The sequence below is a fragment of the Geobacillus subterraneus genome (assembly GCF_001618685.1).
Taxonomy (GTDB): Bacteria; Bacillota; Bacilli; order Bacillales; family Anoxybacillaceae; genus Geobacillus; species Geobacillus subterraneus.
This window is the reverse complement of record NZ_CP014342.1, coordinates 1,106,662-1,120,045: the sequence shown is the minus strand read 5'-3', so window position 1 is coordinate 1,120,045 and position 13,384 is coordinate 1,106,662. Positions and strand designations below refer to the sequence as shown.

The following is a 13,384-nucleotide window of genomic DNA, read 5'->3' as shown; positions in this document are numbered from 1 at the left end:
TAGTGTGTTAGCGGCAAGAGCAAGTATTTGTTTAGCTTATCACAGACAGGATTTTTGGCTACAAGTTTTTTATTAATTAGATACACAGGATTAAAAAGAGGCTATCGATCTTTTTTCGATAGCCTAAAAAACAGTTTAATCTAATCTTTATACCTAGCCGTCAAACCTTTTCTAGTTCGTCTGTATAATATAAGAACTGTGCTTGTAATCACTAAAACAACAGATAAAACTTGAGCCATTTTTAAATTGTCTGTTAGCATTAAACTATCTGTTCTCATCCCTTCAATAAAGAATCTACCAATCGAATACCATATAACATAAGTCAAGAATACTTCTCCACGTTTTAAGTTTAAACGTTGTAATATCAATAAAATCAGAAACCCTATCAAGTCCCATAGAGACTCATACAAAAATGTTGGATGATAATAACTTCCTTCAATGTACATTTGATTAATGATAAAATCGGGTAGGTGAAGGCTTTCTAAAAACTCTCTTGAAACGGGTCCTCCATGTGCTTCCTGATTCATAAAGTTTCCCCAACGTCCAATTGCTTGCCCCAGTATAATGCTTGGTGCTGCGATATCTGCCAATTTCCAAAAACTCAAATTCTTTTTCTTTGCAAAAACGACAGTTGTGACAATAGCACCTATTAAAGCCCCGTGAATGGCGATTCCGCCTTTCCATATAGCTATAATCTCATTGGGGTGTTGCGAATAATACGACCAATTAAAGATGACATAATAAATTCTGGCACATATCAAAGCTATAGGGACAGCCCATAATACAAGGTCGGTAAATACCTCTTTTTGTAATCCCCTTTTTACTGCTTCATTAGTAGCAATATACAATCCTAACAAGAGCCCTGTACCAATAATAATTCCGTACCAATGAATACTTAAAGGACCTAATTCCAGTGCAATTGGATTTAGAGGTTTAATGGTTTCCATTTACTTACTAAAGTCTCCTTTCCATTCTTTTTCTCTGAATTTTCTAACATATAAGCTAATATAGCTAATCTTGATTTCGTAATTTCTGCTGGTATGCCTCTCGCTCTAAGACGATTTACGATTTGAAAAACTTGCTTTTCCTTGTCATTCTATTCTAACCCCATTGACAAAGTTATTTACTAATATATTGAGTTTAGCGGCTAAATGATTGATTTAATTCCTGTACTTCTTCTGTTAGACTTTTGACTCTTACAGTTTTCATACAATCCTCCTGAATCAATAGTTCTTAATAATTTGATGAATGTATTTTAATAAATAAATTTGCAGAAGTTATGTAGAAGGAGTAACAAAATAATAAAAATGACTCATTTTACTTAATCGGTTTACCTCAAGTGTCAAGAAAACGTTCAGTGTATATCAATATATGAACTAGTTGAATACGTACAAGCAGCGTTGTACGAGAAAATAATTAAAGTACAATTAGATATAACAAAAAACGTCAGTTTATTAAGTCGGCTCATCTTGTCAACAAAGTCGACAAGCTGTTTTATTATGAAGGCAGGACGAAGGAGAAATGGAGGGAAAGAACGATGCTTCTGCCACACCATGAACTTTCATTATCTTTTTCGGTCTATATAAGTTGCAATTTTGTTTTACATGGCATTGTTCGCTCTTCTTGCCACCGTGCCAGCTTGTTAGGTGATAAAGTAAAGACGGACATGGAGGTCGGAATTTCTTTATTACAACCTATATAGTTGTAAATTATCATTTTATTTCAGCACAAAACACCCATTTTTTTGCACATTCTTTCAGAAAGCCCTCTCCCCTTTTCTGAAGGAATGTGCTAATTTTTTTGTGAATTGTTTCGGACGAAGATTTCCATTCGTTTCAAGGAGAGGGGGAAGGAAGTGTGATCCAGTTTCACGACTTTGGCATTGACATTCAAACGTATACGGATCGTGGGAAAGGGAACGATTTTCCCGACGTGAACCAATGCCCCCACTGTCCATCCCGCCGCCCCTTGCATCGTCACGGATACTACCAACGCTATGCGTTGACGGCAGAGGGGGAGTATCACCTTTGGATCGCACGATACGCTCGCGAGAGTGTCGCAAAACCGTGAGTGTGCTGCCTTCTTTTCTCCTCCCGTATGTTCAATATACACGATCGGTTATTTGGCAAGCGGTCAAAGCATGGTTCGAAACGCCAAGGCAAGGAGCGAAGACCAAACAGGTTGTTTTTCCCACCAAGGAGGTCATCTTGTTTTATGTCCGACGATTTTTACGGAATCTCTCTCGCTTGCATCACGCGGCGGCGAGAAGGTGGGGGATCATCGGCCCTGTAGGGAACGCAAGAACAGAACGGGCGGTTTGGTGGATGCAGACCTTGGAGGGACGGGGGGTGGGCTCGATCATCCAAGACCTGTGGACAAACGAGAGGTGGCATCCGTTTGCGGATCAAATTACTTCCTGATTTTCTACTTAACACCAGAAATGGAGATGGTTGATGTTCCCACAAACCCTTCCTCTCGACGAATCTCGAGCCGTTTCGTAAGATAGGAGGCAGAGGGACTGGAACGGTCCAACATCACAGGGAGACAGGGAGGAGATCCGGATGGATGAATCGATGAGACACGACATCGCGCTGTTTCGGTACGGGCTGATCGCTCCGTTGGTGAATGGCCAGGTGGAGCCCAAGGCGTATTTGAATGAGGTGGGCGGGCGAGTGCATTCGATTCCTCATCAAGGGGACAAACCCATTGCGGCGAAGACGATTCTGGATTGGTGCGCCCGATACAAAAAAGGGGGCTTCGACGCCTTGAAGCCGAAGCGCCGTTCGGACCGCGGCCGCTCCAGACGTCTGTCCCCCGATGATGAGGATCATATTCTAGCATTGAGGAAGGAACATCCCACCATGCCCGTGACCCTATTCTACGAACAACTCACCAAGCAGGGGGACATTCCCACCACCCTCTCATACTTTACTATATACCGACTGTTGAAAAAACACAACCTGGTGGGGAAAGAAATCTTGCCGATGCCAGAGCGAAAACGCTTTGCGTATGACCAGATCAATGAGTTATGGCAAGGGGACTTATCCCATGGACCCACGATTCGCGTCCATGGGAAAGCCCAGAAAACGTTTTTGATCGCGTATATCGATGACTGCTCGCGGTTGGTGCCGTACGCCCAATTTTTCCCTTCGGAGAAATTTGACGGGCTGCGGATCGTCACAAAGGAAGCGGTGCTTCGTTGCGGGAAGCCGAAACGCATTTACTCGGACAACGGGAACATTGATCGGTCCGAGGTGCTGCAGTATGCGTGCGCCGAGATGGGGATTACGCTCATCCACACTCAGCCGTATGACCCGCAAAGCAAAGGGAAAATCGAACGGTTCTTCCGCACCGTACAGACACGGTTTTATCCGCTGTTGGAGCTGAATCCGCCGAAGTCGCTTGATGAGTTGAACGAGCGTTTTTGGAAGTGGCTTGAAGAAGAGTATCATCGAAAACCTCACGCCTCGCTTGATGGGAAAACGCCGCATGAGGTGTTTCAGTCTCAGGTGGAACAGGTGATGTGGATCGAAGACATCGATTGGCTGGACGCGATTTTTCTGAAACGGGAACACCGCAAGGTGAAAACCGATGGCACGATCACCCTGAATAAGCAGCTATACGAAGTGCCGCCTCGGTTCATTGGGCAATCGATTGAGCTCCGCTATGACGAACGAGGCGTCTATGTGTACGAAGAGGGCAAACGGGTGGCGGAAGCCATTCGGGTGCGTATGGAGGACAACGCCTATGTAAAGCGCCATCGGTCCCCGTTTGCGGCGATTCCGGCGAAGGAGGGAGAACACGGTGTATAAATCGTTTTACTCCCTTTCGCGGGAGCCGTTTGCGAAAGAAACAGACCCGTCCGAGGCGTATCAAGGGGCGTCATTTCAGGAAGCGTTGCGGGCGCTGGAGTACGTGAAACGAACCCGGGGGATCGGGCTGTTGATCGGAGAGCCGGGGGCGGGCAAGACGTTCGCCCTTCGGGCGTGGAAGGAATCGTTGTCCCCTTCGTTGTATCATGTGGTCTACTTCCCGTTATCGACCGGAGGCGTGATGGATTTTTACCGTGGACTGGCCTTGGGATTAGGAGAGGAACCGAAGTACCGCAAGGTAGATCTCTTCCGCCAAATCCAGAAGGCGATCGAGCGATTGTATCATGAACGACGGATCACGCCGGTGTTCATTTTGGACGAGATGCATTTAGCAAAGGATGCATTTTTACAGGACATCGCCATCTTGTTCAACTTTGAGATGGATTCGACCAACCCATTTGTCTTGATTTTGGCCGGGCTGCCCCATTTACAGGGGAAGCTGCGGCTCAATCAGCACCACCCTCTCGACCAACGGATCATCATGCGATGCCGGATGGGGCCGCTCGAGAAGGAAGAGGTGGCGGGCTACATCGAGCATCGGATGAAACAGGCCGGGGCGAAGCACCCGATCTTCACCCCATCGGCATTAGAGGCGATTGCCCTGCAGTCGCGGGGATGGCCTCGGGTGATCAACACGTTGGCCACGACATGCTTGCTGTACGGGCATCAGCTGAAAAAGGACGTCATTGACGAGGATGTGGTGCGCATGGCCGCAGAGGAAATGGGGTATTAGCACGAAAGGGGCCGAAATCGGCCCCTTTGGCGTCCCGTTTTTCCCTTTTTTGTTTTTCTTTTTCTGTTTCATTCACCGGATCAGGAACTGGAAAACGCCATCCGAAAGAATGTGCAAACGTTCTGAAATAAACTGCAAAATCCGAAATAATTCACAAAAATTTTGCACATTATTTCGGAATCCGTCTGAAATAATTTGAAAAAGGGGTTCCGAAATAATGTGCTAATTTACATCTTTGACCCGCTCTTTTTCGAGCGTTTTTCCTTTGCGCTGGTCGAGTGCGCTCGATTCGACGACGATCAGCCGAACGGGGTGGCCTTCATACGTCGAGGCCGTTTCCCATACCCGGTACGCCGCGCCGTTTTTCTCGGCCAACGAAAAGGAGTCGCTCCACGCTGGATCGGGTTGGACATCCGCTTCCGCCAGAGCAGCTTTGACGATTCGGAGCGACGATGGGCCTCTCGTGATCAAAAAGGCGTTGGCGTCTTTCGTCTACGCCAGAGTGTCTTTCGTCATGGCGGCGGAATCGGCCACGTAAATCCATTCGTCTTCAATCTTGGCTTGTTTGAGCTGTTCGTGGACACGGGACAGCACCTCCGGATTCCACGTTTTGTCCGGCAGGTTGCCGTCGTGCACATCGCCGTAAAACGGGATGCCATCCTCGTTGCCGATCAGCCCGAAACCGATCTGTTTTTGCCAGCGATGATGCCGGTTGTAGCCATGCGTGATCCGCAGGGCCTCTGACGAGACCGATTCATACGCGCCGTAAACGGTCTTGTCCGTCGTATCGGCGTGGAAGGCCTGGAGAGGAAGGCCTTCTTTCCGATAAATGTGAATCAAGCAAGTGCTGATCACCTTGTGAATATCCGCCTCATACAGGCGGTCGAGATGACGAGCCAACGCATCATCATTGAACCAAGAAGGCTTCAGCCCCGGCCGGATCAGCTTCGACAAATCGATCTCATGCGCCCATCGCTCCAAATGGACGAGTGCTTGTCGTCCGCTCAAGATATCCAGAAGGATCAGCTTGACCGCATCGCTGGTTCGGGTTTGGCATTGGGGATCCACCGGAACCAGCCGATCGATGAGCTGGGGAAGGTCAAGATCTTGGAAAAGGGCACTTATTATATTCAAATAGGAACTGTCATAAATCTCACAAATTTGAACATCCATGGTGGACAAACTCCTTTGCATTCCTTGTGTGTCAAGGATTCATTCCACATCGATGCAAAAAAATCCTCCCGATTTTCGTCGGAAGGGTGCGAAATGTGAGTCTCATGCCGGGCACACAAACAAAAAGGGAGCAATTCCTTCGCTCCCTTAATTCACAATTATTCTTTTTGCACCTAGATAGCGCTTAGACCAATATGTATTCTTCATAGAACTAATGCTAACTCCTTTAGAAGAAGAACTATGGATAAACTCATTATTTCCAATATAAATTCCTGCATGAGAAGCTCCAGGCTTATAAGTTTCAAAAAACACTAAATCTCCTACTTGAGGAGAAGAAACTTTCACACCTTTAGCATAGATGCCAGCAACCGTTCTTGGTAAGCTAATTCCAACACTCTCCTTGAATACATAATTCAAAAAGCCACTACAATCGAATCCTTTAGGTGTACTTCCTCCCCATACATACGGGACATTCAAATATTTTTTAGCATTTTGAACCAGCCTTGTTGGGTTATAAGATGAAACTCCTTCCACTTGCGTAGTTTTAGTCTTAGCGTTTTTTATGCCTAATGCTTTGAATGTACTAGGACCTACAATTCCATCAGCAGTTAAGCCCTTTGATTTCTGAAACTTTATAACAGCACTTTTGGTAATAGGACCAAAATATGTAGTAGTTGTTTTATATGTAAAGTAACCTTTATTTTTTAATATTTGTTGTAATTCTTTAACATCTTGGTGTGTCATTCCAATTTTTAATGTTTGATCCCCAAGAGCCGCACTACTTACGATTGGACTACTCAATAAAACACCTGCCATTGCAAAAGATGCTACTAACCTTTTCAATCCTGTTTTCCCCCTATAACTCTTTTCGTATTTTTGAGCAAATTCTATCATGTTAAAATAACATTAATGTTTCGATGGATTTACAGTTTAATTACAAAATTGTGCAGAATGTGTGAAAAGCCGACAAAAAAATACATAAAATACCGTCAATTTATTACATAAAAAGACATAAAGCTTGCGGTTAAATCAATTTTAATTGCAAAAAATATCAATCATTATATTAAGAGAGATTTATAATTAAAGAAGATAAGGGGAATGCCTTTAGATTCCCCCTCTATATCTAATAGGATTCTCTTTTTACTTTGTTTAACCATTGATCATCGTAAACTAAATCTAAATAACGATCACCACGGTCTGGAAAGATGGTAACGATGTTCGTTTCTTTTGTCAATGAAGGTATTAGTTTTTTAATAGCACTAACAACAGATCCCGAGGATCCTCCCGAAAATATCCCTTCCTTCTGTTTTGAATCTAATGATTGTTTGATAAGTACAGGCGTCCGTTGGGTGGGCAGCAATCGTTCCTGCAGCAGTTTGCGGCAGGCCGTTTAATTGACTTTGTAACCACGTTTTGCCATCATCTTTACTGTAAAATCCCCCTTGTCCTAGTGTTTTATTTTCTTCTTGGTTCACCACATAAATCGTATGACCTTTATAGCCAACTGTCATATAATGAAAATCAGATTCTTTATAAAATCCTAGATTCATCAATGAGACAATGGCTTTGAATGCTTCCCCTGCAAAAGATAAAAAGGTGCCTTTCCAAAACCCGAACACGGCCAAATTGGCAGCCGTGAGAAAAACGCTTGGTACAAGTCCTAAAATACTAATTATAATATTTATCACAATGCTGATGAGATAAGCAGCATTTTCATAGGTGTTGAGTAGTGCAATGATTTGCTCTTTCATCCTCTTCTTGCCTTATGCCTCCCATTTATATCCTACCCCCCAAACAGTTTGCAGAAATTGATCGATCGGAAAACCAACTTGTCTAAGCTTTTCTCTAATATTTTTGACATGAGAGTCGATGGTACGCTCTTCTGTATTTGCGTTATAGCCCCATAAGGACACGATGATTTGTTCTCTACTAAACACTCTGTTTGGGTGCTTCAAAAACAGACCCAATATGGCAAACTCTTTCGGCGTTAGAAAAATCGGTTTGTTTTGATAGTGGACTTTATGTTCGTCTTCATCCCACACTAAACCTTGAAACTCCATTTTCGAATGTTTTCCTACTGAACGGCGTAGTACAGCCTCGATGCGCGCCAGCAGTTCGGATTCGTCAAACGGCTTCGTAATATAGTCATCCGCTCCGATTTTCAGTCCTTGGACGATATCCGTTGTTTGATCTCGGGCCGTTACCATGATGATCGGGACGTTAGAAAATTCCCGAATTCGCTTGCACGTTTCCCAACCATCCATCTCTGGCATCATAATATCCAGCAAAACTAAATCCACTTTGTTATTTTCTAAGTACTGTATCGCAGCTAAACCGGACTCACACTTTACGCAATGATATCCTTTAGGCGAAAGATAAAGATCAAGTAAATCTAACATTCGTTTTTCATCGTCAACCAGTAAAATCGTGTACATGCTATGCTCATCCCTCCGGCAAGGTAATGATCATGTTTGTTCCTTTTCCATATTCACTTGCGGCGTAAATCGATCCTCCGTGCGCTTCCACAATTTCCTTGACGATGGCTAGTCCTAATCCTGTTCCGCCGCTGTTTCTTGATCTTGATTTATCCACTCGGTAAAACCGCTCAAAAATATGCGGCAAATCCTCTTCAGGGATCCCTCTGCCTTCGTCTGAAACGATAATCACAATGTTGTTTTTCTCCGCTCTTGCATCAATAGAGACGGTAGAGCCTTGATCTGAATATTTTAAAGCATTGTCTAACAGATTTATCATCACTTGCTCAAAACGTTTTTGGTCTATATGGACGGTAATGTTTCCATCGCAGTAATATACAAGAGACATTTTTTTAGCTTGAAACGCAGGATGCATTTTGTCATGCAATTTTTTTAAGAAAGAACATAAGTTTGTAGGTTCCTTATGGATTTGAAAGGAATGTTGTTCCATCTTCGCTAATTCAAAAAGATCCTTCACCAATTTTTGCATATGTTCTGCTTCTTCGTAGATAATGGACAAATATCGATTTCTCTCTTCTTCCTCCATGTTTGGTCTCCTAGCTATATCCGCATACCCTTTTACATAAGTGAGTGGGGTGCGAAGTTCATGAGAAATACTGGCGAGAAATTCATTTCTTTCTTTTTTTAAGTATTCTAAATCCCTCGCCAATGTTTGAATGGCTTTCCCTAATTCCGTCAATTCGTCCCCCCCTTTTACTTGCAAACGAACAGAAAAATCACCTTTGCTCAATTTTTCGGTCGCTTGTTTCATGCGAATGAGAGGAATGGTAATGATTCTTGACAAGAAAGCAATCGTAATAATCGTTAAAAATACGGAAAGAATTCCAACCATAAGGAAATGATGCTTTAACTTATAAATCATGTTTTGAATAGAATCCGTATTTTGAAACATATAGACATACCCTTTGATCTTGCCGTCAATCCGAATCGGGCTTACTGTTGAAATGTGCGACTCTTTCTGCCAATTTTTTTGCACAATCATCCCGCCATAGGGAATGTTTTTATTTGCTTTTTTTATGATTCTTTTTGCAAATGGCAAAATATGATCTGAAAAATACAATATCTTCCCATTTTCATTTGTAATAACGACATCCGTTTCCGCTTCAGACTCCATCATGGTGACATGTTCTAACGTAGAAGGATCATAATTTTTTTCTAACACATCGCGGTGGTTGTTCCCTCTTGCCAACAGCTGCTCAAATTCCTCATTAATTCGAGAATGAACCAAAGTAACATATAGTGACACAAATAAAACCGTCTCTATTCCTAATACGAATACAAAAAATAATAGTCCTAATTTAAATGAAATTTTTCGCACTTTTGTCCCTTCCTTATCAGCTTATTCCCCTCCATATAATAACCAACAAATGTGGAGAAAATGTGCAGAAAAAATTAGCTGTATTTTTATCATTTTCGAATCCTTATAAATTAAGAGGAACTGATAAGAAATTCATCGGTTCACGATTAGTTTCTATCAGTTCCTTTCCCCTATTCATGGAGTACTTTTTTATCATAGTTATTTTCCAATTTTTCGTTTCAGCCAAGTAAAACGTTTAGATACTTATCCAACATTTCTTGAAATTTTGTCTAAAACACCTATGTCAGTCCCAAATTTGCACATCGCATCACAATCACATCGGAGTTCAGAAAATAAAATGTAAGAAATTTGACAGGCATTTGAATGTCGAATGGACGGCCTTAAAAGTTGTGCTTTAATTTCTTTCTCGCGTTTATCCGGAGCAACTAAATAAAACTTAGTTTGATTTTCACTCATAGTTAAAGCCAAGTCATAGAGTCTTAAAATCCCAGAATAGATAGATGTACTTTTTTCAACCTCAAATGCACCAACAATTCTTTCTTTTTTGTCCAACCAAATGACATCAATGAGAGCAATGGTTTCCTTTATTGACTGAGAGATATTGGGCAAATTTAAGCGTTTTAAGGAAAATTCCCCTAACTTTTGATTATTCCACTCTCTCTTATGATCATTTTGAGCAATCCATACATCATAACCAAGCGCTTTCCCTAATCTTGCTAAATGATATTGCATTTCCGAGTGGTCATTTTCCTCGATAGCATCATTTATCACTTCAGAATGACGTTTCATTTTTGCTTTTGTTTGCTTTTCCATATTTTCTAATGTGATTTCATAGTTTTCACTAATGACTAATCTTCCCGTTCCAATTTCAAACAGGAGTCCTCCTACCGCACCAAGGTCCTTTGATAGTAAGTTTCTATATTTCTCATTAAAATCTAAAATGATTTCTCTCATCTTTAAATATTCTTGCCACGAACCAAGTTTAATTTTTTGATCAAATAAAAGATTAAAACCTTTTACAATAGCTGTATTAAAAGGTGGAAAAACAGTTGGGTGAAGAAAATAGAGAATATTAGCTACAGCTGGTCCAAGTCCCTTAATTTGTAATTGATCTAGTTTAACAATTTCTTCTATAAGTTGCTTTTCCGTTGTTGCTTGAAGACATGATTTTAAAAATCTCCCAAAAGCCTTTTTATTACGTTCATTTTCGTAAATATCCGGTATTCGAAGTTTCGGCTTCCAATAAAACGCGTGGGCAGCTCCTTCAAAAACTTGTTTTTGTTCTGCAATGGCTGTAACTACAATTTCTAATGAGGACCCCTTAAAGTCGTTTCCAAATGTATTGTTGTCTATATCCTTAATTACCTCTATAACACCGTTTCGGATAGTACGGAATGCTTTTAATCTTTGGTCATTATCGATAAACCAAGTTTGATAGACTGATTCCATGTCACCTCGATACTCTTGAATCATTCTTTCGAAGTTCGCTTTCACAACAGTTCCTCCTCTTATTGAAAACATCCTTTAAAAACTAAAATATTTTTTATTTTACAGGATAAATTTGCAGAATTTATGGATTTCAATAAATTGTAACGGTTAGGAATAATTTTATTTTTATTGTGAAATTCGTCACAGCGATTAATTATTTTTGTTAATATCATGTCTTTAGACTCGATAAAGTAAAGGGAGGAAATATTTGATGCGTAAAACGATCATTGCGTTGTTAACCTTATTGACGATGTTTATGTTTGTTTTAGGAGGTTGCGGAGCGAATTCTCAAAAAAACAACACTACTTTAGGTGAAAACAAACAGGCCGCAGCCACCAAAAAAGAGCAAAGAAAAGAAACGAAAAAATATTACTTCATTGCTAATGAAGGCGGAAGTATTTCAAAAATTGATGTAGAAACGAATCAAGTGGTCGCAACAATCAAAGTAGACGGTGCGATTCATAACGTCCAAGTTTCTCCTGACGGGAAAATTCTCGGCGCTACTTTAGTTCCGGAAATGCAACATGGAAATGATCAATCAATGGATATGAAAGGAATGGCGTTGTTTTATAATACAGAAACAGACGAATTAATAAAGAAAGTGGAAGTGGGGAATCACCCTGCTCATATCGTTTTCACCGAAAATGGAAAGTACGCTCTCGTTACCAATAATGAAGACAATAACGTTTCAGTCATTGATATGGCGAGCTACTCAGTCATCCAAACAATTCCAACTGGAAAAGGTCCGCATGGTTTCCGGATCTCTAAAGATAGCCGTTATGCGTATATTGCCAACATGGGAGAAGATAGCGTCAGTATCCTCAATTTAGAAACGATGAAAGAAGAAAAGAAAATAAAAGTAGGATCTACTCCTGTAACAACCGGTATTACTTCGGACGGTAAAACATTAGCCGTAACGTTAAATGCAGAGAATGCCCTCGCCATTGTTGACTTAGCAAGCGGTAAAGTAGAAAAAGTTCCGGTCGGTCGGGGACCAGCCCAAGTGTACATGGATCCTGACGATACATTTGCTTATGTAGCCAATCAAGGGACGAAAGATGCACCGTCTCATTCCGTAAGCAAAATAAACATAAAAACGAAACAAGTAGTTGCCACAATTGAAACAGGCAAAGGAGCGCACGGAGTTGTCACGAATCAAAAATATGTTTTCGTCACCAATATGTTTGACAACACGGTGAGTGTCATTGATAAAGAGCAAAGCAAAGTAATCAAAACGATTCAAGTAGGTGAAATTCCGAACGGGATCAGCGTCATGCCGTAAATATAAATAAACAGCAGGTTGAGTTTTTAAACCTGCTGTTTTTCTTTTCTATTTGCTGAAATTTACGCATAAAAAAGCACCGTAGTTTTAAGCCTACAGTGCTTAAATATATTTGATTAAACCTTGCTACATCATATGATTGTTCATATGTCCTTGTTTCATCATTTGTTGATTCGTTTTGCTATTATTCATCATATGTTCCATCATTTGATCCATATTTTTAGTATTTCGACACTGTTCGTACATTTTTTGTAATTGTTCCTCTGAGAAGTTTGGATGCATTTGTTTCATCATTGGCAACATTTCTTTCCAATCATTATTATCATTTTTATTTGCTGCAAAAACAGCTGTAGCTAATACAAAAGCTGAAACAAGGACGAACAAACCTGAAATAAGTTTTTTCATTTTCAACACCTCCATCCTTTTCTGGTTTTAGAATAAAGGAAAAGTATGGAGAAAGTGTTCATAAAAATTTACAATTTCTTGTCTTGGATTATTATTTGTTAATTGGATATTTTCGAAAAATGGACTAAACTCCTCCCAAATTTTACATAAAAGAGAAAAAGCCTAATAAAGGCTTTTTCTCGAAGGTTTAGACAATGTTATTTTCGGTTCATTTAACAGCTATTTATCTGCATTCATCAATACAGGATATTAATCTCTTTTCAATGTCTTCCGCTAGTTTTTTCAGTTCTTCATGATTCATCATGCTGATTAACATGGTTGGTTTTGGCATACCAATTTTTGTTGTTTCATTTTCTTTATACACCACGATTTTGCACGGAAGAAAATAACCTGCTAATAAGTTTTCAGAAAGCACACGCGCTGCTTCTTGCGGATTACATACTTCCAAAATCACAAATGGTATTGGAAAATCGAATCCTTTTCCGTGAAAATCCCCACCACTTGGTGAGTGCGGTATACGCTCCTGATCCGTGAGGGTATACTGAAAATGGCCAAAAAAGGCAATAGGAAAGCAGAGGTGCCCGATTTTAGGCATCTCGTATAACCTGTCTGCCTTTT

The 13,384-nt window shown here is 41.0% G+C and carries 11 protein-coding genes and 3 pseudogenes; 4 read left to right on the top strand and 10 right to left on the bottom strand.

Going from position 1 to position 13,384, the window contains the following annotated elements; genetic code table 11:
• Positions 1-140: 140 nt before the first annotated feature.
• Together lgt and GS3922_RS18470 are read right to left on the bottom strand one after the other, a co-directional pair.
• Positions 141-947, bottom strand: a complete 807-nt coding sequence (lgt, locus tag GS3922_RS05570) for a prolipoprotein diacylglyceryl transferase (protein WP_042411707.1) — start codon at positions 945-947, stop codon at positions 141-143.
• A pseudogene (locus GS3922_RS18470) lies at positions 926-1,072 on the bottom strand (hypothetical protein); the annotation flags it as partial. The gene lgt and the pseudogene GS3922_RS18470, both read right to left, overlap by 22 nt.
• A gap of 785 nt (positions 1,073-1,857) precedes the next feature.
• On the opposite strand from GS3922_RS18470, the pseudogene GS3922_RS05565 reads away from it, so the two are divergent.
• From GS3922_RS05565 to GS3922_RS05555, 3 genes and pseudogenes are all read left to right on the top strand, one after another.
• Positions 1,858-2,420, top strand: a pseudogene (locus GS3922_RS05565) (DUF6431 domain-containing protein).
• 141 nt (positions 2,421-2,561) lie between these two features.
• On the top strand, positions 2,562-3,812 hold the full coding sequence (locus GS3922_RS05560; protein WP_063165548.1) for an IS481 family transposase: 1,251 nt from the start codon (positions 2,562-2,564) through the stop codon (positions 3,810-3,812).
• Positions 3,805-4,605 (top strand): ExeA family protein, encoded by an 801-nt coding sequence (locus tag GS3922_RS05555; RefSeq protein ID WP_063165547.1) that lies wholly within the window; start codon positions 3,805-3,807, stop codon positions 4,603-4,605. The genes GS3922_RS05560 and GS3922_RS05555 overlap by 8 nt, the downstream gene beginning before the upstream one ends.
• Before the next feature lie 231 nt (positions 4,606-4,836).
• On the opposite strand, the pseudogene GS3922_RS05545 reads toward GS3922_RS05555, so the two are convergent.
• The 6 genes and pseudogenes from GS3922_RS05545 to GS3922_RS05520 all read right to left on the bottom strand — a co-directional run.
• Positions 4,837-5,778, bottom strand: a pseudogene (locus tag GS3922_RS05545) (IS1634 family transposase); the annotation flags it as partial.
• 147 nt (positions 5,779-5,925) lie between these two features.
• A complete protein-coding gene (locus tag GS3922_RS05540) occupies positions 5,926-6,621 on the bottom strand; it encodes a C40 family peptidase (protein WP_042411693.1) in 696 nt (231 codons plus the stop codon).
• Positions 6,622-7,037: 416 nt separating this feature from the next.
• Positions 7,038-7,529, bottom strand: coding sequence for a hypothetical protein (locus GS3922_RS18120; protein ID WP_236933437.1), 492 nt, complete (start codon positions 7,527-7,529; stop codon positions 7,038-7,040).
• Positions 7,530-7,541: 12 nt separating this feature from the next.
• Positions 7,542-8,213, bottom strand: a complete 672-nt coding sequence (locus tag GS3922_RS05530) for a response regulator transcription factor (protein ID WP_042411692.1) — start codon at positions 8,211-8,213, stop codon at positions 7,542-7,544.
• A gap of 7 nt (positions 8,214-8,220) precedes the next feature.
• Positions 8,221-9,591: a sensor histidine kinase gene (locus GS3922_RS05525; RefSeq protein WP_063165544.1), complete on the bottom strand. Its 1,371-nt coding sequence runs from the start codon at positions 9,589-9,591 to the stop codon at positions 8,221-8,223.
• Positions 9,592-9,834: 243 nt separating this feature from the next.
• Entirely contained in the window at positions 9,835-11,085 is a 1,251-nt protein-coding gene (locus GS3922_RS05520) for a hypothetical protein (protein WP_236933436.1), read from the bottom strand.
• A 205-nt stretch (positions 11,086-11,290) separates the two neighbouring features.
• Between GS3922_RS05520 and GS3922_RS05515 the strand changes: the two genes are divergently transcribed.
• Positions 11,291-12,361 (top strand): YncE family protein, encoded by a 1,071-nt coding sequence (locus tag GS3922_RS05515; RefSeq protein ID WP_063165542.1) that lies wholly within the window; start codon positions 11,291-11,293, stop codon positions 12,359-12,361.
• Between the two features lie 126 nt (positions 12,362-12,487).
• On the opposite strand, the gene GS3922_RS05510 is transcribed toward GS3922_RS05515, so the two are convergent.
• Positions 12,488-12,766, bottom strand: a complete 279-nt coding sequence (locus GS3922_RS05510) for a hypothetical protein (RefSeq protein WP_063165541.1) — start codon at positions 12,764-12,766, stop codon at positions 12,488-12,490.
• 223 nt (positions 12,767-12,989) lie between these two features.
• Complete coding sequence (locus GS3922_RS05505; RefSeq protein WP_236933435.1) at positions 12,990-13,361, bottom strand: DUF302 domain-containing protein; 372 nt, start codon at positions 13,359-13,361, stop codon at positions 12,990-12,992.
• Positions 13,362-13,384: the final 23 nt, after the last annotated feature.

What these genes read in the sequence shown, in the direction of transcription:
- lgt (WP_042411707.1), bottom strand. Translation starts at nt 947, where the DNA reads ATGGAAACCATTAAACCTCTAAATCCAATTGCACTGGAATTAGGTCCT.
- GS3922_RS05560 (WP_063165548.1), top strand. Translation starts at nt 2,562, where the DNA reads ATGGATGAATCGATGAGACACGACATCGCGCTGTTTCGGTACGGGCTG.
- GS3922_RS18120 (WP_236933437.1), bottom strand. Translation starts at nt 7,529, where the DNA reads ATGAAAGAGCAAATCATTGCACTACTCAACACCTATGAAAATGCTGCT.
- GS3922_RS05530 (WP_042411692.1), bottom strand. Translation starts at nt 8,213, where the DNA reads ATGTACACGATTTTACTGGTTGACGATGAAAAACGAATGTTAGATTTA.
- GS3922_RS05515 (WP_063165542.1), top strand. Translation starts at nt 11,291, where the DNA reads ATGCGTAAAACGATCATTGCGTTGTTAACCTTATTGACGATGTTTATG.
- GS3922_RS05510 (WP_063165541.1), bottom strand. Translation starts at nt 12,766, where the DNA reads ATGAAAAAACTTATTTCAGGTTTGTTCGTCCTTGTTTCAGCTTTTGTA.
- GS3922_RS05505 (WP_236933435.1), bottom strand. Translation starts at nt 13,361, where the DNA reads ATGCCTAAAATCGGGCACCTCTGCTTTCCTATTGCCTTTTTTGGCCAT.